At 43.3% G+C, this 20,604-nt stretch carries 20 protein-coding genes; 5 read left to right on the forward strand and 15 right to left on the reverse strand.

Features of this window, described 5'->3' with window-relative positions; translation table 11 throughout:
- Positions 1 to 8: 8 nt before the first annotated feature.
- From ybfE to efp, 4 genes are all read left to right on the forward strand, one after another.
- A complete protein-coding gene (gene ybfE / locus IEY09_RS16490; RefSeq protein ID WP_011072323.1) occupies positions 9 to 281 on the forward strand; it encodes a LexA regulated protein in 273 nt (90 codons plus the stop codon).
- Between the two features lie 55 nt (positions 282 to 336).
- Positions 337 to 864 carry a flavodoxin FldA gene (fldA, locus tag IEY09_RS16495; RefSeq protein ID WP_023265275.1) on the forward strand — a complete coding sequence of 176 codons (528 nt, stop codon included), beginning with the start codon at positions 337 to 339 and terminating at the stop codon, positions 862 to 864.
- A 91-nt stretch (positions 865 to 955) separates the two neighbouring features.
- The gene (gene earP, locus IEY09_RS16500) at positions 956 to 2,140 is read left to right on the forward strand and encodes an elongation factor P maturation arginine rhamnosyltransferase EarP (RefSeq protein ID WP_188871927.1); all 1,185 of its coding nucleotides are present in this window, start codon (positions 956 to 958) and stop codon (positions 2,138 to 2,140) included.
- Between the two features lie 44 nt (positions 2,141 to 2,184).
- The gene (gene efp / locus IEY09_RS16505) at positions 2,185 to 2,745 is read left to right on the forward strand and encodes an elongation factor P (protein ID WP_037418480.1); all 561 of its coding nucleotides are present in this window, start codon (positions 2,185 to 2,187) and stop codon (positions 2,743 to 2,745) included.
- 44 nt (positions 2,746 to 2,789) lie between these two features.
- On the opposite strand, the gene IEY09_RS16510 is transcribed toward efp, so the two are convergent.
- Genes IEY09_RS16510 through IEY09_RS20375 form a run of 9 tightly spaced genes read right to left on the reverse strand, consistent with a single transcriptional unit; the run spans position 2,790 to position 11,903 of the window.
- Positions 2,790 to 3,857: a protein-glutamate methylesterase/protein-glutamine glutaminase gene (locus tag IEY09_RS16510; RefSeq protein ID WP_088585556.1), complete on the reverse strand. Its 1,068-nt coding sequence runs from the start codon at positions 3,855 to 3,857 to the stop codon at positions 2,790 to 2,792.
- A gap of 19 nt (positions 3,858 to 3,876) precedes the next feature.
- Positions 3,877 to 4,485 (reverse strand): chemotaxis protein CheD, encoded by a 609-nt coding sequence (locus IEY09_RS16515; protein ID WP_037418473.1) that lies wholly within the window; start codon positions 4,483 to 4,485, stop codon positions 3,877 to 3,879.
- Between the two features lies 1 nt (position 4,486).
- Entirely contained in the window at positions 4,487 to 5,314 is an 828-nt protein-coding gene (locus tag IEY09_RS16520; RefSeq protein ID WP_080612388.1) for a CheR family methyltransferase, read from the reverse strand.
- Positions 5,311 to 5,847, reverse strand: a complete 537-nt coding sequence (locus tag IEY09_RS16525) for a chemotaxis protein CheW (protein WP_069454925.1) — start codon at positions 5,845 to 5,847, stop codon at positions 5,311 to 5,313. Before IEY09_RS16525 ends, IEY09_RS16520 begins: the two co-directional genes overlap by 4 nt.
- Before the next feature lie 12 nt (positions 5,848 to 5,859).
- Positions 5,860 to 7,800 (reverse strand): methyl-accepting chemotaxis protein, encoded by a 1,941-nt coding sequence (locus IEY09_RS16530; RefSeq protein WP_188871929.1) that lies wholly within the window; start codon positions 7,798 to 7,800, stop codon positions 5,860 to 5,862.
- A gap of 25 nt (positions 7,801 to 7,825) precedes the next feature.
- Entirely contained in the window at positions 7,826 to 10,000 is a 2,175-nt protein-coding gene (locus tag IEY09_RS16535; RefSeq protein ID WP_188871931.1) for a chemotaxis protein CheA, read from the reverse strand.
- Complete coding sequence (locus IEY09_RS16540; RefSeq protein WP_140906887.1) at positions 9,997 to 10,317, reverse strand: STAS domain-containing protein; 321 nt, start codon at positions 10,315 to 10,317, stop codon at positions 9,997 to 9,999. Before IEY09_RS16540 ends, IEY09_RS16535 begins: the two co-directional genes overlap by 4 nt.
- A 12-nt stretch (positions 10,318 to 10,329) precedes the next feature.
- The gene (locus IEY09_RS16545; RefSeq protein WP_037429781.1) at positions 10,330 to 10,695 is read right to left on the reverse strand and encodes a response regulator; all 366 of its coding nucleotides are present in this window, start codon (positions 10,693 to 10,695) and stop codon (positions 10,330 to 10,332) included.
- A gap of 32 nt (positions 10,696 to 10,727) precedes the next feature.
- Positions 10,728 to 11,903: a methyl-accepting chemotaxis protein gene (locus IEY09_RS20375; RefSeq protein ID WP_188871933.1), complete on the reverse strand. Its 1,176-nt coding sequence runs from the start codon at positions 11,901 to 11,903 to the stop codon at positions 10,728 to 10,730.
- A 515-nt stretch (positions 11,904 to 12,418) separates the two neighbouring features.
- Here IEY09_RS20375 and eco point away from each other — a divergent pair.
- Complete coding sequence (eco, locus tag IEY09_RS16555; RefSeq protein WP_188871935.1) at positions 12,419 to 12,970, forward strand: serine protease inhibitor ecotin; 552 nt, start codon at positions 12,419 to 12,421, stop codon at positions 12,968 to 12,970.
- 218 nt (positions 12,971 to 13,188) lie between these two features.
- On the opposite strand, the gene serS is transcribed toward eco, so the two are convergent.
- The 6 genes from serS to lrp all read right to left on the reverse strand — a co-directional run bounded on the left by serS (position 13,189) and on the right by lrp (position 20,460).
- Positions 13,189 to 14,475, reverse strand: coding sequence for a serine--tRNA ligase (serS, locus tag IEY09_RS16560; protein ID WP_037418445.1), 1,287 nt, complete (start codon positions 14,473 to 14,475; stop codon positions 13,189 to 13,191).
- Between the two features lie 18 nt (positions 14,476 to 14,493).
- Entirely contained in the window at positions 14,494 to 14,868 is a 375-nt protein-coding gene (gene crcB, locus IEY09_RS16565) for a fluoride efflux transporter CrcB (protein ID WP_037418443.1), read from the reverse strand.
- Positions 14,861 to 16,192: a replication-associated recombination protein A gene (locus IEY09_RS16570; RefSeq protein ID WP_188871937.1), complete on the reverse strand. Its 1,332-nt coding sequence runs from the start codon at positions 16,190 to 16,192 to the stop codon at positions 14,861 to 14,863. Before IEY09_RS16570 ends, crcB begins: the two co-directional genes overlap by 8 nt.
- 8 nt (positions 16,193 to 16,200) lie before the next feature.
- A complete protein-coding gene (gene lolA, locus IEY09_RS16575; RefSeq protein ID WP_188871939.1) occupies positions 16,201 to 16,821 on the reverse strand; it encodes an outer membrane lipoprotein periplasmic chaperone LolA in 621 nt (206 codons plus the stop codon).
- 69 nt (positions 16,822 to 16,890) lie between these two features.
- Positions 16,891 to 19,629, reverse strand: coding sequence for a DNA translocase FtsK (locus tag IEY09_RS16580; RefSeq protein WP_188871941.1), 2,739 nt, complete (start codon positions 19,627 to 19,629; stop codon positions 16,891 to 16,893).
- A 324-nt stretch (positions 19,630 to 19,953) separates the two neighbouring features.
- Positions 19,954 to 20,460: a leucine-responsive transcriptional regulator Lrp gene (gene lrp / locus IEY09_RS16585; protein ID WP_037418431.1), complete on the reverse strand. Its 507-nt coding sequence runs from the start codon at positions 20,458 to 20,460 to the stop codon at positions 19,954 to 19,956.
- Positions 20,461 to 20,604 lie beyond the last annotated feature (144 nt).

The raw sequence follows: 20,604 nt of genomic DNA on the forward strand, positions 1-20,604 counted from the left end.
ATAAGAACATGGCAAAAGAAGCAACAGATAGAACGACCATTGACCTTTTTGCCAATGAAAAGCGACGGGGACGCCCACGTAGCAATCCTTTGTCCCGTAGCCAGCAACTTAAGGTCAATAAGCGCAACCAGATCCAGCGGGATAAAGCCAAAGGATTAAAGCGAATAGAGTTAAAGGTGTCACAAGATTTATATGACGCCTTGAATGAGCGGGCATTGGCCAGTAACATCAGCCGAAGCCAGTTAATCGAATTAATTCTTCAGCAAAAAATAGAATGCTGAGCAATCAATAGCAGCAAGATTAACGTATAAGTGAACTAGACATAAAGGATAGACAATGGCAACTGTAGGTCTTTTTTTCGGTAGCGACACAGGCAACACCGAAGCTGTCGCCAAGATGATCCAGAAGAAACTGGGTAAGAAAATGGTTGAGGTGAAAGATATCGCCAAAAGTACCAAAGAACAGATCGCAGAATACGACCTGCTGCTGTTCGGTATCCCAACCTGGTATTATGGTGAAGCACAGTGTGACTGGGATGACTTTTTTCCTGAGTTAGAACAGATTGATTTTACAGACAAACTGGTTGCTATTTTCGGTTGTGGTGATCAAGAAGACTACGCGGAATATTTCCTCGATGCCATGGGCATGATTGGCGATATCGTTCAAGCCCGTGGTGGTATTATCATTGGACATTGGCCTACTGCAGGTTACAACTTCGAAGCTTCTAAAGGCTTAGTGGATGACGATCACTTCATCGGTTTAGGGATTGACGAAGACCGTCAACCAGAACTGACCGAAGAGCGTGTTGATGCTTGGGTCAAACAAATCTACGAAGAAATGTGTTTAGCAGAACTCGAAGACTAAGCCTAGTTTCATCGAGTGAGCTCTGTAAAAAAAGTGGCCAATGCCGCTTTTTTTACATTTGTTATCCACGTAAATGAAAGCGATATTTCCAATGGTAGCTCCCCAACATCCCCACTGGGATATCTTCTGTACTGTCGTCGATAACTACGGTGATATTGGCGTTACTTGGCGTTTAGCCAAACAGTTAGTCAATGAATATCAGATCCCAATTAAGCTTTGGGTCGATGACTTAAACAGTTTTTCGCATATTTTACCGACCCTTGACCCTAACCTCACTTGCCAGATTTTTCATGGCGTGACTATCCTTCATTGGACTACGCCCTTACCTTTGGTATATGAGCCAGGCGAAGTGTTAATTGAAGCCTTCGCCTGCGAATTACCCGATGTAGTGAAGCAACAACTTGCTGAACTGCATATTAAAACACCAAAATCTGTGCCTTTATGGCTTAATTTAGAGTATTTAAGCGCAGAAGATTGGGTAGATGGCTGCCATGGTTTACCCTCGATGCAGGCAAGCGGCATTAGAAAGTACTTCTTTTTCCCGGGCTTTACACCTAAGACGGGTGGACTGATTTGTGAGCGAGAGCTATTTGCCGAGCGCGATGCATGGCAACAGGATAGCGCCAATAAGCTGCAATTATTTGACCGTCTTGGTCTTAAGGATATTGAAGCGCAAGATACTGTCTATAGCGTCTTTAGTTATGAAACCGAGTCGCTCCCAGCCTTATGTGAACTCTGGCAAGCCACGGCCAAACGCGATGCAAAAATTCACGCCCTTATCCCAAAAGGCCGCAGCTTAAACAGTTTGCAGCACATATTGCCCTGCCCTATAGAGGAATTAATACCTGGGCAGCAAATTAAACTGGGGGATTTAACCCTGCATATCTTGCCGATGACCGATCAACAGGGATTTGACCGCCTACTATGGAGCTGCGACGTTAATATTGTCCGCGGTGAAGATAGCTTCTTACGGGCCCAATGGGCGGCAAAACCTTTTATTTGGCATATTTATCCGCAAGAAGATGATTATCATCTAATAAAATTAGAAGCTTTTATTCGACTTTACTGCGATAATCTGCCCCCTGATATTGCTGACACTTGGTCTAAATTGAACGTTGCATTTAACCAAGGAGAGCAATCCGCCGTGAAAACTCACTGGCAAAACCTAAATCCAGTCTGTTTGCCACTCTTACAACATGCTAAAGAATGGCCAATTGACGCAATAAATGCTGCAGATCTTGCAACTCGGCTAGTCCAATTTGTGAAAAAAAGCTAAGATGCTGCGCTGATATAGAAAATCGACATATAGGAAATTGTGTAATGAAAACTGCTCATGAAATCCGTCCTGGTAACGTGATCATGTTTGAAGGCAGCCCATGGGTTGTACAGAAAACAGAAACAACTCGTTCTGGCCGTAACGCTGCCATCGTTAAGTTAAAGCTGAAAAACTTACTGCTTAACTCTGGTACTGAAACCACTTTTAAAGGTGAAGATAAGTTAGACGATATTATCCTAGATCGTCTGGATTGTACTTATTCTTACTTTGCTGATCCTATGTATGTATTCATGGATGCAGAATACAACCAATACGACGTAGAAGCTGAAAACTTAGGTGATGCAGCAGCTTACATCGTTGACGGTATGGAAGAAACTTGCCAAGTGACTTTCTACGAAGGCAAAGCAATTTCTGTTGAAATGCCAACCACTATCGTACGTGAAGTGATCTACACTGAGCCATCAGCTCGTGGCGACACTTCAGGTAAAGTAATGAAGCCAGCAACTATCACTGGTGGCGGCACTATCAGCGTGGCTGACTTTGTGAAAGTTGGCGACAAGATTGAAATCGATACCCGTACTGGCGAATTTAAAAAGCGCGTATAACCGCCTTTTTCCGCCAAAGAAAGCCAGTGTCCGCACTGGCTTTTTTATTCTTTGGTAAACGCAATAATTTCCTCAGCAATATTGCTTAAAGCAACCTGCCGACTGACTGCGCCGAGCTTCACAGCCTCTTTTGGCATACCATAAACCACACAACTGGCTTCATCCTGTGCCAATGTTGTGGCTCCAGCATGATGCATATCTAGCAAACCCCGAGCACCATCGTCCCCCATACCAGTCATAATTATGCCTAGGGCATTTTTACCCGCAGCATTAGCGACTGAACGAAACAACACATCAACCGAGGGGCGATGCCGACTGACCAACGGTCCGTCCTTAAGCTGAACACGATATTGAGCACCACTACGTTGTAGCAGCATGTGCTTGCCGCCGTTAGCAATGAGCACAAGACCCGGCATCACTCTATCGTTATCTTCGGCTTCTTTCACTTCCATTTCACATAAACTATTTAACCTACTAGCAAAGGCCGCCGTAAAATGCTCTGGCATATGTTGGACAACAACAATACCGGCACTTGTACGTGGCAATGCCGTTAACACGCACTCAAGTGCGTGGGTTCCACCCGTTGAAGTTCCGAGTGCAACAACCCGATCCGTGGTTTGGTGTAGCGCATGGTTTGTTGATGTTAACACTACATCGGCGTTATGTTTTGCGGCGACAGGCATTTTTGTGGGGGTATTAACACGCAATTTTGATACTGATGCTTTAGCTGCAGCACGCACGGACTGGAGTAAACGGGCTTGTGATTCCTCCAAAAATCCCTTCAATCCTAATTTAGGTTTAGTAATGATATCAACCGCTCCCGCGGCAAGTGCAGCAATAGTCACTGAAGCACCTTGCTCAGTGAGTGTTGAGCAAATCACGACAGGGGTTGGCCTTTCAGCCATCACTTTTTTTAAGAAAGTAATGCCATCCATTCTTGGCATTTCAATATCAAGAATAATGACATCGGGCCATTGCTGTTCAAATAATTTAAGCGCAAACAACGGATCCCGAGCACAGCCTAATAAAGTAATATCAGGCTGGTTAGCTAACATGCTGCTGAGCACTTGTCTGACAACTGCTGAGTCATCGACTATGGCGACATTAATCACAAGGCCCCCTTAAGTCTTGTTAATCCGACCAAATCACCACCGAATTATTAGAGGTACGCATATCTTCACTCGCTTTATTAAAATATCGGTATTCTTCATCCTGAAGTGACGCAATTTCTTCATATTTATTCTCGATTAAACTGCGATACACCGAATAATCCGACGGATCGAAATAAATTATTCGACCAGAATGGCCTCCAAGATCTTCACTAATAACAGGGATTCGTTCACGTTGTAGAAACTGTCTAACAAAATCAATATTCATCCCGCCAATATCATAGTGATTAAGGATATTGTCAGCACACAAAGATAAAACATTCGCGCCTCCAAATATTTTACTCTGCAAATATTGCCGCTGTGCTCCTAACTTTAGCATGGCATTGATTAAGATCTCCATGGCATGAACACCATAGTAACCTGCGCGAGAATCAAGAAAATGTGTAAGCTTGCGCCGATCAGCAGCCAATAAAAAGTGATTCATTCCAATGACCTGAGCCTTGGGATCAAATAAACATACTGCCACACATGAGCCCAATAATGTCTTTATGACTTCGTTTTTCGCCGTCACATAATGCTCACCAGGGCCAATCATAATTACTGTTCTTTGATTTAAGGCTGTCTTTTCCACATCAAATCCTTTGATAGATAGAAGGTTTAATCTGCTTTAACCCATGTTTTACGTGCATCAAGGATTCGGTATGTGAAATAAACAAATAACCACCGACTTTCAACTGCTTTATTACATGGTTTATGACCCTTTGCTTAGACTCAGCATCAAAATAAATCATTACATTACGAATAAAGATTAAGTCGCACATTCCGACACTTTCACAGGATTGAGTCAGATTCATCGCAAAAAAGCTAACTTTACTCTTTAAGCTTTGGTCAATTAAAAATGTACCGTTTTGCTTACCTACCCCCTTTAAGCAATACTTCTGTAATCTCTCAAAGCCGATGGCGTCATTACGTTCAAGGGGATAATGTGCCATTTCAGCCTTCGCTAGCACCCGCTGGCTAATATCAGACCCCTGCACTTGCCAGTGACCATCAATCCCTAAATGATCCGCCAACAGCATGGCCAAGCTATAAGCCTCCTCTCCAGATGAACAAGCTGCTGACCATACCTGCCAGCTTTTTTTTTGTGGATGTGTTTTTATTAGGTGTTTAACAAATTCAAAATGCTCTATTTCACGAAAAAAGAATGTTTCATTGGTCGTCAAAGCATCTATAAAATGATGATATTCAATATGTTCAGAGTGTTTTTTGACGAACTCAAAGTAATCTCCATAGTTTTCATAACCAGTTTCTTTTAGGCGTCGACATAATCGACTAGCCACCAATGATTTTTTAATGTCGCTCAAGAATATACCGGCCTCCTCATACAAAAATTGCCGGATATGTTCAAATTCCCTTTGCGTTAAGGCGGTATGTTCAAGCGGCAACGGTGAGGACTTCATAGTGCTTCATCAGTGGCATCAGCTGCATGAAAATTGAGTTGGCTAATTGCACTAATGTCGGCCACCGATAGCACATAATTGATATCAAGTAATATCATAAAATGTTCGCCAACTCGCCCCATTGCGCGAATAAAGTCAACTCTGAGATCGGCACCAAAATCCGGTGGCGGCTGTGTATGTTCATCATCAATTTCAAGGATTTCATTCACTTCATCCACTAACATCCCAATGGTTTGCTGCTCATCCTCGTGACTAACTTCTACCAATACAATACAACTTTTTTTTGAGATGACCGTTGTCAGACGCCCTAGCCTTTTTGACAAATCAATAACAGGAACGACCTTACCTCGTAAATTAATAATACCGCACAAAAAATCTGGCATCATAGGCACCCGCGTAATGCCTTCAATTTCAATGATCTCTTTTACATCCAAAATACCAATTGCAAAGGTATCATTCCCTGACTGAAAGGTAAGATATTGGGTAATATCTCCCACTGAATTGGCCTTCATCTCATTCACTAATTGATTCATGATAGGCCCCTATCAGAATCGTTCGAAATCGGTACGTTCAACATGTTGCTTAGCTTTGGCTGTCTTACGCCCAGAAGCCGCCATTACAGTTGATTTACCTTGATGAGATCTTTCACTACTGATGGCAAGTTTAAAAAACTCTACTGCGTCAAGTAGTTGATTAGCCTGACCGTTTAACTCCTCTGATGTCGCGGCTAACTCTTCTGACGCAGATGCATTCTGCTGTGTGGCTTTATCAAGCTGTAACATAGAGTCATTAATCTGGCTGATCCCAATGGCTTGTTCCTCAGAGGAGGAACTAATTTCCTGAACCAAATCAGATGTTTTTTGGATATTAGGCACAATATTAGCGATCAAACGGCCAGCATTTTCAGCAATACCAACACTTTCGCTGGCTAGTTTATTAATTTCTTGTGCCGTTAAGCTGCTGTTTTCAGCTAATTTTCTAACCTCGGAGGCGACAACGGTAAAGCCTTTACCATGTTCACCAGCACGGGCCGCCTCAATGGCCGCATTGAGACTTAATAGATTAGTTTTATATGCAATGTCTTCTATTAGGCTAATTTTCGCCGCAATCTGTTTCATTGCGGCAACGGTTTGTTCTACCGCTATTCCACCTTGTCGTGCTTCTTCAGCGGCTACCGTTGCCATATTATTGGTAACCCTAGCATTTTCGGAGTTCTGCTGGACAGATGCATTTAACTCTTCAACGGCACTGGTCGTCTCTTCGACACTAGCAGCCTGCTCTGTTGCTCCTTGGCTTAGACTTTGAGCGGTACTACTGACCTGTGAAGAAGCACTAGACAAATTATCTGCACCACTTCGAACCTGAGCAATCACAGAAGTAAGGCTATCAATCATATCAATCATCGCCTTATAAACCCCCGTCGCATTTTCACGCTGTTTTAGCTCTACCGTTAAGTCTCCGTTAGCGATTGCGCGCGCAATCGTTTCCATATCACGAGGTTCTCCACCCAACGGTTTTTTAATTAACTTCACTAAAAACCATGCCAAGAAAATACCGATCAAAATGGCGGCAATAGATACACTAATAACAGTGGTAAGGGTCTGCTCATTCTGTGCTTTAACAATAGGACCAAGGACATCTTGCCTTTTTTGGATGGTTAATTTGATATCTTCAGTTTGGCGCGCAACATCAGCACCGATACGGTCTAGTTGATTTTGCACAATATCGTTTCTTTCGCTAATAGTGCTATAAACTGACTTTAACGAAGACGCATAATTGTCAATGCTGCTGGTAAATTGTAATAATTTTGATTGTGCATCTAGATCTGTTGCCACAGTTTTTAAGGCAGAAAGACGCTCTCCCTTAGCTAAATCAATAGCCATCAGCGCCTGCTGTAAATCGGCATCTAAATTTGTTTCAAGGAATTTAGATGCCGCTAAACGAGCAGTCAATATCGATTCGAGCACAGAACCTGCTCGATAAGCAACATCAATCTGACCTTTATTATAGGATTGATGCATTGTGTCAGAAATCAGTTTTACAACTTCAGTTCCTTTAGGAACCAACACGTTAGTAACTTCATCATTGCGAGATTTAATCAATTTTACTACAGATTCAAAGTAACTATTGTAATCAACAATATCTTTGCGAATATCTGAAAGTTGTTGACTCAATTCAGGCTCGTTAATCTCCGTGATCGCTTTTTGAATGATGTCATTAAGAATAACATTACGTTCATTGAATACTTTATAAGCCGATTCATTCTTCTGAAAGATATAATCATAGGCCTGTATTTGAATTGTAAGCATATTAGCTTGGATGCGACCAGCCATATTAGAGTCGCGCGCCAACGAGCGGTAATCATTAAAACCGTTAATGGCTTTCGTTAGCCCGACATAGGCGGCTAATGAAATCACAATCAATAGTAATAACACCAATGCATAACCACCAGAAATCTGCATGCTGAGCGTCAGTTTTTTAAACATAGTCAATATTCCTTTTCAACATAGGCTATTCATCAATCAGTGCTACATGATGATATTTTTTGGCGCTAATACTTGCTTCAGTAATTAACCCCTGTACGTCAAGGATCAAGGCAATATCTCCCGTTCCTAAAATAGTGGCACCGCTTAATCCCTTGAGATGTTGAAACATTTTCCCTAAGGGCTTAATCACTGTTTGCTGTTCACCAAATAATTTATCGACAACTATCCCTGCTTTAGTTCGACCAAAACGAACAACAACAAGGCTTTCACGGGTATGGTTTTGATTTAAATTGGGTATTTTAAAAAAACTTTTAAGTCGTATAAAAGGCATCAGTTCCCCACGCAAACTGATGTAATTCTTCTGTTGCTCATGCCATTCGCCCTGATTGAGCTCAACACATTCTTCTACCATATTCAGCGGTATCACGTAGTTTTCGTTGGCAGCACCGACCATAAAACCATCAATAATGGCAAGAGTTAATGGTAATGTGATCGTCACTTTTGTACCTTTACCCAGCTCGCTATCGAGTTCAACTGAGCCGCGTAACGCTTCAATATTGCGTTTAACAACGTCCATACCAACACCTCTTCCTGACAGATTACTTGCTTTATCTTTAGTACTGAGGCCTGGTTCAAAGGCTAATTTCAAAATTTCAGAATGGCTAAGCATCTGGTTTACATCAATTAACCCCAATGCTTCAGCCTTTCTTCGAATGCGTTCAGGGTCAAGTCCAGCACCATCGTCAGTGACTTCAATAACGATATGTCCAGAATCATGGTAGGCATTTAACATCAGATGTCCCTCAGCGGATTTACCTGCCTTGAGACGAGCCTCTGGAAGTTCAATACCGTGATCTAGGGCATTGCGAACGAGGTGGGTTAAAGGGTCATTAATCTTTTCAACAACGATTTTATCGAGTTCAGACTCTCCCCCTTGAATGGTTAACTCAATTTGTTTACCTAGTTCATTGCTGACATCGCGTACTACTCGCCGGAAACGTGAAAAGGTTTCGCCTATCTGCACCATACGTAGTTGTAAGGCATTTTCTCTAATTTCTTGGACCAGATGTTCTACCGATCCTACTAGGTCATTAGCATCGAGAAATTGGTAACGGTCGACCATCACCTTCATCGCGGCACTTGCCGTCACCAGCTCACCAACCAAATTAATTAACTGGCCAAGACGATTAGAATCGACGCGAATAGTTTGCGCCTGCTCTCGAGCTTGAATTTGCTTTTTAAGGGCTTGCTCAACCACAGGTTTATCGACAAGTAAGTTTGCAATTAGCACTTCGCCCAGTTTTTTAGTCGTGCAGTCTTCACTCTTACCAGACTGTAAATCGAGTGATTTAGAGAGTTCTCTTTCAGTGATGGCGCCGATCGATAGCAGAATTTCACCTAGCCGCTGATTTTCAGACGGATTAAGCTGTTCAATCAGAGCTTGAAATGATTCGGAGATTTTTTGTGAGGGTAGAATCTGTATATCGCAATCATCTTGGGCAAATTCAAATACCGACTCAATTTGTTCTTTTGTACAATCTCCAGCAAAAATAATACGATAGCGTAAAAAGCAACTTTCGAAGTCACATTCTTCGAATGGCGGCAACTTGTGGCTTAAACATATAACTTCAAGCACTTGACCTAATTGATGCAAATAACGAATAAAGCTTAATGGATCTAATCCATTACGTAGTGCATCGGCTTTAAAATCCAGTGATATAAGCCAATGGCCCGTATCAAGATAATGTCCTTCTATCCGTTCTGGGGTAATCGCCTCTGCGGCGAGAGTCTGAGGGTAACAAGGTTCAAGGTTTTCATGTTGCGCTAATTCGGCCAAAATTGACTGACTTTGAATGCAGAGTGTATTCAACTCTGCCTCATCCTCCTCTACCGCAGCATTGACCAACGCCCATGTATGATCTTTACACTTAAGGAGTAGTGCTATAAGCGCACTATCTATTTTCAATTCATTTTTGCGCAGCCTATCAATTGACGTTTCAATGGGATGAGTAAAATCAACGATGGCACGATAATTAAAAATACCCGCTGCACCTTTTATCGTGTGCATTGCTCTAAAAAGTTGATTTATTAATTCTGTACTTTCTGCGTCGACCTCTAATGATAATAATGCATCTTCCATTTCTGTCAGTAGTTCTTCCGCTTCGGTCATAAATAACTTTTGTACGTCATTGGCGGTCATAGGCGAGTCTCCGAGGATATCACTATGGTATCGTCAAATGTGCCAGACAAACCCGAAAGTGCGAGGGCATCTATTACCGCTTTGCTGTGGTGACAAAATTCTACTCGATGTGCCTCATTCAATACTTTAAGCGCCAGAAGCCACTGAAGCCCTGCGGTATCGATCTCCGTCACTTGAGAAAGATCAACACTGATGTCTACACCCGGTTGCAAATGACTGACTAGTGCATCACGAAATTCCATAACACTATAGATAGTTAACTCTTCGGTTAAGTTAACCTTTATAGATTGATCTTTTAGCGCGATATTGATTGGCATACACAAATCCTTTTACGGTAAACAAAGTTTAGCTACCGCATCAAGCATTTGGGGTGGTTGAAAAGGCTTGACTACCCATGCCTTAGCTCCCGCCATGCGACCTTCTTCCATTTTATCCCGACCCGCCTCGGTGGTGAGCATAATGACTGGAGTGAATTTATAACGCGGATGTTTTTTAACTTCTTTTAAAAAGCTAATGCCATCCATATTTGGCATATTAACGTCACTGATAATAAGATTAATTTTATCGCCATTGAGTTTACTCAGTGCATCTTTACCATCACAGGCATCAATGACCTCATAACCTGCGCCCCTAAGCGCAATACTGACGACATGTCGGATAGAGGCAGAGTCATCAACTACGAGTATTCTTTTCATCTCAGTGGCCATCCTTGTTTTATAAACGTGAACTAAAAGAAGTTAATAGAACTTTTCTCTGCATGTTGATAATGGCTATCTTTTTTTGAACTATGGTGAATATGCTGTTCGGTCGCCACATACCTTTGCTTCATCATGGCAAGCAAGGAATCCACATCACCTTCAGGAATAGGTAAACCAGCTTCCCTCGCTTGCTGTTGAACACGGATTAGCTCTGTAAGTTCATCAATACTGGCGACAAGCTGTCTTAACATTTGGTCGCAGCGATCTTGAAATTGAAAATCCACTAATATTTGCTCAATTTCTCTTTTAACTTGCCGACCAAGCTCTAATGCTTGAATACCCTCATCTTTCATTTGCAAAGTACGATTTTCGAGGTGGTCAATTACACGGATGAGAATGGACTCGCCACCTTCTAGCGCTTGGCTTTCCTGTAAAGTTGCTGCATCGGTCAGCTGGTATAGCTCCGCCATACGTTGATTTAATTCAGTAATTTGCTGAGTGATCCGTTCACCTGTCTGCCCTGATTGAGCTGACAAGGTTCTGACTTCATCAGCCACTACAGCAAAGCCGCGCCCCGATTCTCCGGCTCTAGCGGCTTCAATTGCCGCATTTAAGGCTAATAAATTGGTTTGTTGGGCAATTTTTCTAACTTCAGCTGCGAGTCCATCAAGTGCTTTGGTATCGTTAACTAATGCGGTTAACTGTTCTAAATGGTGCAGTTTGGCACTATTCATCTGGTTTAAGTCATTAAATAATGCTTTTAGCAGAGCTTTGTCGTCTTCTATACTTGGGGAGTGGAGTTGATCTGCGATCCCAGTTGAATTACTAGTGACTTTTTCGATTTCGCTGATAATTGAACTAAATCGCTCCGTCATATTGGCTACGCTTTGGTTCATTTGTTGGTCGACAGAGACGATATGTCCCTGCCAAACGGGTACTAAGCGGGAAATAATCGCCTCAAGTTTGGCGACTTGTTGGTCAACATGATGTCGTTTCTCTTTTTCATAGGCGAGTTGGCGAGATTGATAAAGATGAGTCGATTTGTGAATTTGTGCCCGAAGCACCCAAGCAAATCCAAAGTATGAGAGTAAAGATAAGCCTGCAAGCCACCAATGGGAGAGCCAAACGAGCCCGCAGAAGACTATAGCTCCAACAATAAAGGTCAAGGTGGTGGTAGAAAAAAGATTGCGCTCCATGCTTGTCATTTTTACTGTCTCTTTTATTTCTATTATGTTGTTACGGAAGAAACTTTTCCCTACAAATAAACGTAGTCGCTTTTTTCGTATTACGCCAAAACTCTGAGTACTTCTTGAACAAGATCACACAACAGGCTGATTTAATTAAATAAGCCTCTAATTATCTCAATAAATTTAACATTGGGGATAAAATGACGTTCGGATTAAGAACATCGTAAGTAGTTGATGGCTATCGGTCTGCTAAGTGGTATTATTTTTTAAACAGTTTTTAAGCTCAAACAAACCACAGCATCGAGACTATAAAATTTTCTATGAATGCGCCATTTTTCAAAAACACAGTTCAACTCTCTAAAATTCATTGATTTTATAGCCGAATGCTAGATAAAGATCTTAAGGAAAAGGAGTCATGGGCGTAAATTTTTCTGCATAAATAACCCTTTCTTGCAAGTAAGCCGTTTATAGGTACCGTAGAATGGTTGTTCCATTATCCTAGCAACCTATTTTTGAGTCTTAAGGAGAAATGTATGAAATTAACTCAATTGCGTCATCTTGCGGTAGTACCACTGGCCTTTACGTTACTTTCTTTTAATGCCAGTGCTGTCAGTCCGCCTCATCCAACAGGACTTAATGCCCCAATGATTAATGTTTCTCGTATGAACACCAATAATTATGCTCCAGGGGAAGCCGTTAAAATGTTCCCAGCCCCCAAGAAAGGCATGGTTCAACATATTTTGACATTACCTAAGCTTGAGAATGAAGCAGACTACATGGTCGAGATCCAAATAGGCCAAACTCAACTTGTTGATTGCAATAAACATGGACTCAATGGTCAGGTTAAAGAGCTCACCGTTGAAGGTTGGGGTTATAACTACTATCAGGTCGATGAAATATCAGAAGGCCCAAGCACTATGATGGCCTGTTTTGAATTAGCCAAAAAAGAAGCATTTCTGAGGATCCCAAGTGAATTAACACTGCGTTATGACAGTCGTTTACCAAAGGTGTTTTATCTACCCGAGGGTGCAGAACTGCGCTTTAGAACGTGGAAGGCTGATTCAGCGTATCAATATTCAAAGTAATCATGTAATAAAATCAAAAAGAAGGGATATCTATTGCAGATATCCCTTTTCATTTTGAATCTTAACATTGAGTCGTGCTAATTGACGTTTTCTAACACAACCCAAACAGCTTTACCTAAGGTTGCGAGCATCACAGCGCAAAATATGGCGATGACCGCAGTATAGGAAAGCCAACGAAGATAGCGTTGACCTTTATCCATGGTATTGTGTTATGTCAATTAACCGATCTGTGTGAGTCCGCCCATGTATGGACGCAGCGCCTCAGGGATAGTCACGCTACCATCAGCATTTTGATAGTTTTCCAAAATTGCAACTAAGGTACGCCCTACCGCAAGACCAGAGCCATTTAAGGTATGTAATAATGCGGGTTTGTTATCAGCCTTAACACGGTAACGCGCTTGCATACGGCGCGCTTGGAAATCCTTCATATTTGAGCATGAAGAGATCTCACGGTAAGTGTTTTGTCCAGGTAACCACACTTCAATATCGTAGGTCTTGCTTGAGCCAAAACCCATATCACCGGTACAAAGCACCACTGTACGATATGGTAAGCCTAAGCGTTGTAAAACCGTTTCCGCATGGCCAGTCAACACTTCGAGTGCAGCCATTGAATCTTCTGGCTTAACTAGCTGTACTAATTCCACTTTATCAAACTGATGTTGACGAATTAAGCCACGGGTATCTTTACCGTAAGACCCTGCTTCACTACGGAAACACGCGGTATGTGCGGTTAATTTAATGGGTAACTCATCTTCATCAACGATGGTATCACGCACTAAGTTGGTTAATGGCACTTCTGCGGTTGGAATAAGGCTTAAGCCTTGGCCTTCTTCAGTCGCAGGTTTTGTGTGGAATAAATCCTCACCAAACTTAGGTAATTGGCCAGTACCCAATAAGCTTGCTTCGTTAACCAGTAATGGCACGTAGGCTTCGGTATAACCATGCTCAGTGGTGTGTAGATCTAACATGAACTGCCCTAATGCACGATTTAAACGGGCAATTTGGCCTTTCATCACGATAAAGCGTGAGCCAGTGATTTTCACTGCGCTCTTAAAATCTAAACCATTTAGGCCTTCACCTAAATCGATATGATCTTTAACGGGGAAATCGAAGCTGCGTGGTGTGCCCCAACGACGGATTTCGACGTTTTCAGTCTCGTCAGCACCGATAGGCGCAGACTCGTCTGGCAGGTTTGGCATCGACATAGCAATCGCGTTCACTTCTTCAAGTACCGCGGCCAGCTCGACTTTCTTCGCATCTAATTGCGCACCTAAATCGCCTACCTGCGCCATGATGGCATCCACATCTTCGCCGCGGGATTTAGCTTGTCCGATGGACTTGGAAATAGCATTACGCGAGGCTTGCAGCTCTTCCGTTGCCACTTGCAGTGACTTACGTTTTTCTTCTAATTGGGTGAGATGAGCGACATCTAAAATAAAACCACGGGTAGCTAATCGCTCAGCGGTCACTGCTAATTCGTTGCGCAAAAATTTAGGATCTAACATGTGATATATTCTTAATAGTTAAATGCGAGAAAAAACCAGTTGTTGACCTAAGTAAACCATAAACAAACATAGACTTAGGTTCAACACCACATTCAAAGCCGCCTTCAACCAATCTCCTTCTTGCATCAGCAATAAAGTTTCGTTTGAGAAGGTTGAAAACGTTGTCAAAGCACCTAACAGGCCAACACCAATTAGTGCTTTGAGTTCTGGGCTGATATGACTCAATTGTCCCAGTGCGTAAATGACGCCCATTAAAAATGAACCAAGGACATTGACCAACAGTGTACCAAAAGGAAAACTGCTGCCAAATACTTGGATCATGAATATTGAAATAAGATAGCGAAAAACCGCACCAATGGAACCACCTAAGGCCACAAGTATGAGATTATTCATACCTTTTTCTCCCACTGGCTTGATCTAATTGCGCTAATTGCGCCAATTTGTCCTTAATCCGCTTCTCAAATCCGCGTTCAGTCGGGAAATAAAATTGCGATGCTTGTAAGGATTCGGGGAAATAATTCTCACCGCTGGCATAGGCATTGGGTTCATCGTGGGCATAACGATACTCGGCGCCAAAACCCATTTCCGCCATGAGTTTTGTGGGTGCATTACGTAAATGATAAGGCACGGCCTCTTGGCCGGTTTCACGGGCAAGTGCCCTTGCCGCTTTAAAGGCTGTATACACGGCATTACTTTTAGGCGCACTGGCTAAATACACAATCGCTTGGGCAATCGCCCGCTCACCTTCGGCAGGACCTACGCGGTGAAAACAATCCCAGGCATTGAGCGCAATGGTCATGGCAGCGGGATCCGCGTTGCCCACATCTTCTGAGGCTATGGCTAATAAGCGTCTGGCGACATATAGCGGATCGCCGCCGCCTTCTAAAATGCGGCAAAACCAATAGAGCGCGGCATCCGGCGCCGAGCCGCGAATCGATTTGTGTACAGCCGAAATCAAATCGTAAAACTGATCGCCATTTTTATCGAACCCCGCCACTTGATGGCCTGCGACTTGAACCAGCATTTCAGTGGTAAAACTGCCACCATCGGCCACCATATCGCTCATCAACTCAAGCAGGTTCAGCGCCTTACGCGCATCGCCATCACATAACTGCGCCAGTTTATTGAGCACATCATTTGGCATAATTAACTGACGCAGCCCTAAACCACGCTCGGCATCCGTTAAGGCTTGGGTGATGATATGCACTATCTCATCTTGGCTTAAGCGCTTGATAAGATAGACGCGCGCCCGCGACAGTAAGGCATTATTGATTTCAAATGAAGGGTTTTCCGTGGTCGCCCCAATAAAAATCACAGTGCCATCTTCAATAAAGGGCAAAAAGGCGTCCTGTTGACTCTTATTAAAGCGATGCACTTCATCAACAAATAACAAGGTACGTTGGCCACGGGATTGAGCAATCGCTTGCGCTTGCTCAATGGCGGCGCGAATATCTTTTACACCCGACGTGACCGCCGAAATACGTTCGACATGGGCATTGGAGTAATGGGCGATAAGTTCGGCAAGGGTCGTTTTACCAGTACCCGGCGGTCCCCATAACATCATCGAATGGGCGCGGCCCGCTTCTAATGCTTGGCGCAGTGGTTGGCCTTCACCCAACAGATGGGCTTGACCTATGTACTCAGCTATCGTCCTTGGGCGCATACGCGCGGCCAAAGGACGAAAATCGGGCGCAAAATTAAACGATAAACTACTCACTCGCTAACCTATTGGGGTTTAACACGTTGGTCATCAACATCAACGTTATCAGGCAACACAAACTTAAACAGCGCTTTATCCGCAGAACTAATAGTGTGTTGATTGCTTAAGTCAAACTGGCTCAGATTGCCTTTATCATCGAGTACATTAAATTTATTCAGTGTGCCTTTGTTAAAACACACATTGACCGCAGAAATACCAGCGTCCATCGACTTAGGTTTGATCTCATAACAATCTTGTTTTTTCGTCACCGCATACTGTGACCAAGTAGCATCATCGCGGTGAACTAATAAAGCGATAGGCGATGCATTAATAGCTTCAGCAAAATCCATAATCACAACTTCCTCGGCAAAGGGATTGTAGATCCATAAGTCTTTACCGTCGGCGACAATTTTAGACTCATCGGGCGCCGTTAAATGCCAATAAAACTGATTAGGGTGAGCAAGTGCAAATACGCCAGCACCGCTTTGGATAACTTTTTTATTCACATCGGTAACGGTTTGCTTAAAATCCGCCTTAAGGGACTCCGTGCCGTTTAAGGTTTCGCGTAATTGCTTAGCATCATCGGCCAACACTGCATTGCTGTATAACAATGGTGATAACAACACAGCACACAACAGTTTTTTCATAGGTATCCTTTGGACTAAAAGTTCAACTCGCCGCATTATCGCAAGTTCAAACTGATATCTAGCTTAACATTAATAGTGTTTTGGGGCCGGAGGTGCTAACACTTCGCGGTTACCGTTATGGCCCTGCGCCGAAACCACACCCTGCATTTCCATTTGTTCGATAATACGTGCTGCACGGTTATAACCAATCTTAAATTTACGCTGCACGCTCGAAATCGAACCTCGGCGAGTTTCGGTCACGAAGGCAACGGCTTCATCATAAAGCGGATCGTATTCTTCATCGGATTCGGCGGTTTCACCCGGCAATAGCACTTGTTCACCCTCACTGACGCCATTGAGGATCTCATCAATGTATTGTGGCTTACCACGGGCGCACCAATCGGCAACCACACGGTGAACTTCATGGTCATCGATAAAGGCACCATGGACACGATTTGGCACTGCGGTTCCGGGCGGTAAGTACAACATGTCACCCATTCCGAGTAAGGTTTCAGCACCTTGCTGATCTAAAATGGTACGGGAGTCGATACGAGAAGACACTTGGAACGCCATGCGCGTCGGAATGTTAGCCTTGATTAAGCCGGTGATCACATCCACCGACGGACGCTGGGTCGCGAGGATTAAATGGATACCCGCAGCACGGGCTTTTTGGGCGATACGGGCGATCAGTTCTTCCACTTTCTTACCGACAATCATCATCATGTCGGCAAATTCATCGACAACCACCACAATCGAAGGCAGTTTATCTAAGGCTGGTGCCTCTGGCTCCATGCTGTCAGACGATTTCCACATAGGATCATAAATCACTTCACCATTGGCTTTAGCTTCAGCGATTTTCGCGTTATATCCCTTGATGTTACGAACGCCCATCATAGACATTAGCTTGTAGCGGCGCTCCATCTCACCCACACACCAACGCAGCGCATTGGCTGCTTCTTTCATGTCGGTAACGACTTCACAGAGTAAATGCGGGATACCTTCATAAACCGAGAGCTCAAGCATTTTCGGGTCAATCATGATAAAGCGAACATCTTCAGGACCAGACTTATACAGCAAGCTGGTGATCATCACGTTCACCCCGACTGATTTACCCGAGCCTGTCGTACCAGCAACCAATAAGTGCGGCATTTTACCTAAGTCAACCACCACAGGCTCACCGGAGATATCTTGGCCAAGCACCATAGTTAAATTCGATTTGCTCTGAGTAAAGGCTTCACAGTCGAGTACATCACGCATATACACTGTTTCGCGAAACTTGTTTGGCAGTTCGAGGCCAACGTAAGATTTCCCTGGGATCACTTCAACGACTCGCACACGCTCTGCCAGCAGTGAACGGGCTAAGTCATTTGCAAGGTTTGAAATCTTAGAGGCTTTAATACCTGGCGCAAGTTCAAGCTCAAAACGAGTGATCACCGGACCTGGATAGACCCCCACAACAGTAGCCACAATGTTAAAGTCGGCAAGCTTAGCTTCAACTAAACGTGCAACCTGCTCCAACTCTTCTGGGCTGATAGGATTCTTTTTACGATCGGGAACATCCAACAAGCTGATGCTTGGCAACGGATCCATTGGCTTAGTTGGGACAGGTTTATTTTCATGGCCAGGTAAAACAACAATGCCATCGACAACCTTAGCCTTAGGAGCTTGCTTTTGGCGCTGCGCTTGAGTCACTGCCCCCGTAGATGCTTTGGTATCAAAATCGATCACATCGTCATCATTGAACGTTAAGATGTCATCATCTTCATCAATGATAGCTTCGCGATGCAATACTGGTTCATCCTCATCGTCGTCGAAAACCTGAGCATTGAAACCGTTATCGGTTTCATCTTCTTCCAAATCAGCATCTTGCGCTTTAGCTACCCAAGGTGGCGCTTCAAAATGACCGTATTCAGCCACCGCGCTAACAGGATCAAGTTGCGGCTCAACGCGTTGCTGGCCTTTAGGTTCAGCTTTTGCTTTATTGTTGTTTAAACTTAAAATTTTAACCAAAGAAGATAACTTACCTTTACCACTACTGGCTTCAGTGATGAATTCTTCACGGGGCTCTTCTGGTAAAGCCCGTGTATGGATCACGCGACTTTGTGTTGTATCTGGTTGACGTATTTTAGCTTTATCAAGCACATGCTGCGAATCACGACGCTCGCGGAATTTATCCACAACAGACATAAAACCGCGAGTATCTTCCGTTTCTCGCTCACGCTTTAACGACTGAGGTAAACGTTTGAGTTGTTTGTAGCACCAGATTGAGACAAAGCCGACCTTTTCAACCACAGTCAGCCAACTGATCCCTGTTAATAGCGTAAAACCCGAGCCTAAACAGCACAATAGCAATAAGGTTGTGCCTAACTTATTAAAATATGGCAGCATCGCTTGGCCAATGACATCACCAGCTACACCGCCTGCGGAAAACTCATAGATATTATTGGCGTTCATGCTGGCTAATGCCGAAAAACCAAGAATAAGTAGCAGAAAACCAATGATCCGCAATGCAACCGAAAAGTAGTCGATTTCCAACAAATCATGGGCCCGCTTAAAAAGCAGCCAACCAGTAGAGGCGACAATAATTGGCATGATATAGGCTGTCACGCCAAAAAAATACAGCAGAATATCGGCGATCCAAGCACCAACAGCCCCTGTCCAGTTATTGATATCACCTTGAAAATGAGACTGACTCCAACCCGGATCTGAGGGACTGAAACTGGCTAAAGCGAGCAAAATATAAGTGGCTACAACACAGCAAATGATGAGTCCGCCTTCGAGCAGACGCTGCAAGCCTGAGAGCGTGCGTACACTATTTCCTTGAGACAAACGACTTAATCCATAAAATTGAAACAGGTGGGCTAACGATACCAGAATCCCATTAAATGTGGAGCATCTTAGGCGGTTTTTCTCCTAAGAATTACTGCTATAAGCTAAAAAAACGCTCTTGGCTCATAAAAGCTAGGACTTTGACCATTAACTGATTATTCCGCAATCAATTTAGGCTACATTGTTGAAGACAAATGCCAGATAAAAATATGCCCCTAAGCTGGCTAACTTAAGGGCAAAAGCAAGGTTATAAGTGTGGTTTTAAAAGGCTTACACTGGAATAAATAAGGGGCCTAGGCCCCTTATTGTAACCGTTTCAGGGTATTAAATATCGCAGAGCAGCTGGTTTATCGCAACACGACTAGTATGTTTAACTTCTTCCATCACCACGTAGGTACGGGTATCAGAAACAGAAGGTAATTTCAGTAAAGTTTCGCCCAATAAGCGGCGATAAGCCGACATATCAGAAACACGTGTTTTTAATAAGTAGTCAAAGTCACCAGAAACGAGATGACATTCTTGAATATCATCCAACAGTTGCACAGCGCGATTAAACTTATCAAATACTTCGGGAGTATCACGGCTTAATGTGATTTCCACGAATACCAGTAGGGATGCACCCAAGAAATGAGGATTCACCAAAGCAGTATAGCCATTGATATATCCTTGCTTTTCGAGTCGTTTCACTCTTTCTAAACACGGAGTAGGACTTAATCCCACTCTTTTAGATAGTTCCACATTTGAAATGCGTCCATCAATTTGTAATTCATTAAGAATGTTGCGATCGATGCGATCCAAGTCTTTTACAGGACTCTTTTTATTATATGCCATTTATTTAACCTTGCTTTATCACTAAAACAACATTTTATTCTACGTATGTCTAAAGTTCAGCAGCATAAACTGCGTCGCCGATACTATACTAGATATCCCTGAATTAATCACGTTCAGGTCACGATAAAATAACAATTATGCCCA

Source organism: Shewanella xiamenensis (assembly GCF_014647135.1).
Classification (GTDB): Bacteria; Pseudomonadota; Gammaproteobacteria; order Enterobacterales; family Shewanellaceae; genus Shewanella; species Shewanella xiamenensis.

Excerpts from the sequence above, each read along its gene's own strand:
- IEY09_RS16535 (WP_188871931.1), bottom strand. The coding sequence starts at position 10,000 with ATGACCGCCAATGACGTACAAAAGTTATTTATGACCGAAGCGGAAGAA.
- eco (WP_188871935.1), top strand. The coding sequence starts at position 12,419 with ATGAAATTAACTCAATTGCGTCATCTTGCGGTAGTACCACTGGCCTTT.
- efp (WP_037418480.1), top strand. The coding sequence starts at position 2,185 with ATGAAAACTGCTCATGAAATCCGTCCTGGTAACGTGATCATGTTTGAA.
- lrp (WP_037418431.1), bottom strand. The coding sequence starts at position 20,460 with ATGGCATATAATAAAAAGAGTCCTGTAAAAGACTTGGATCGCATCGAT.
- IEY09_RS16525 (WP_069454925.1), bottom strand. The coding sequence starts at position 5,847 with ATGAATCAATTAGTGAATGAGATGAAGGCCAATTCAGTGGGAGATATT.
- IEY09_RS16530 (WP_188871929.1), bottom strand. The coding sequence starts at position 7,800 with ATGTTTAAAAAACTGACGCTCAGCATGCAGATTTCTGGTGGTTATGCA.
- ybfE (WP_011072323.1), top strand. The coding sequence starts at position 9 with ATGGCAAAAGAAGCAACAGATAGAACGACCATTGACCTTTTTGCCAAT.
- IEY09_RS20375 (WP_188871933.1), bottom strand. The coding sequence starts at position 11,903 with ATGACAAGCATGGAGCGCAATCTTTTTTCTACCACCACCTTGACCTTT.
- serS (WP_037418445.1), bottom strand. The coding sequence starts at position 14,475 with ATGTTAGATCCTAAATTTTTGCGCAACGAATTAGCAGTGACCGCTGAG.
- fldA (WP_023265275.1), top strand. The coding sequence starts at position 337 with ATGGCAACTGTAGGTCTTTTTTTCGGTAGCGACACAGGCAACACCGAA.
- crcB (WP_037418443.1), bottom strand. The coding sequence starts at position 14,868 with ATGAATAATCTCATACTTGTGGCCTTAGGTGGTTCCATTGGTGCGGTT.
- IEY09_RS16540 (WP_140906887.1), bottom strand. The coding sequence starts at position 10,317 with ATGCCAATCAATATCGCGCTAAAAGATCAATCTATAAAGGTTAACTTA.
- lolA (WP_188871939.1), bottom strand. The coding sequence starts at position 16,821 with ATGAAAAAACTGTTGTGTGCTGTGTTGTTATCACCATTGTTATACAGC.
- IEY09_RS16520 (WP_080612388.1), bottom strand. The coding sequence starts at position 5,314 with ATGAAGTCCTCACCGTTGCCGCTTGAACATACCGCCTTAACGCAAAGG.
- IEY09_RS16545 (WP_037429781.1), bottom strand. The coding sequence starts at position 10,695 with ATGAAAAGAATACTCGTAGTTGATGACTCTGCCTCTATCCGACATGTC.
- earP (WP_188871927.1), top strand. The coding sequence starts at position 956 with ATGGTAGCTCCCCAACATCCCCACTGGGATATCTTCTGTACTGTCGTC.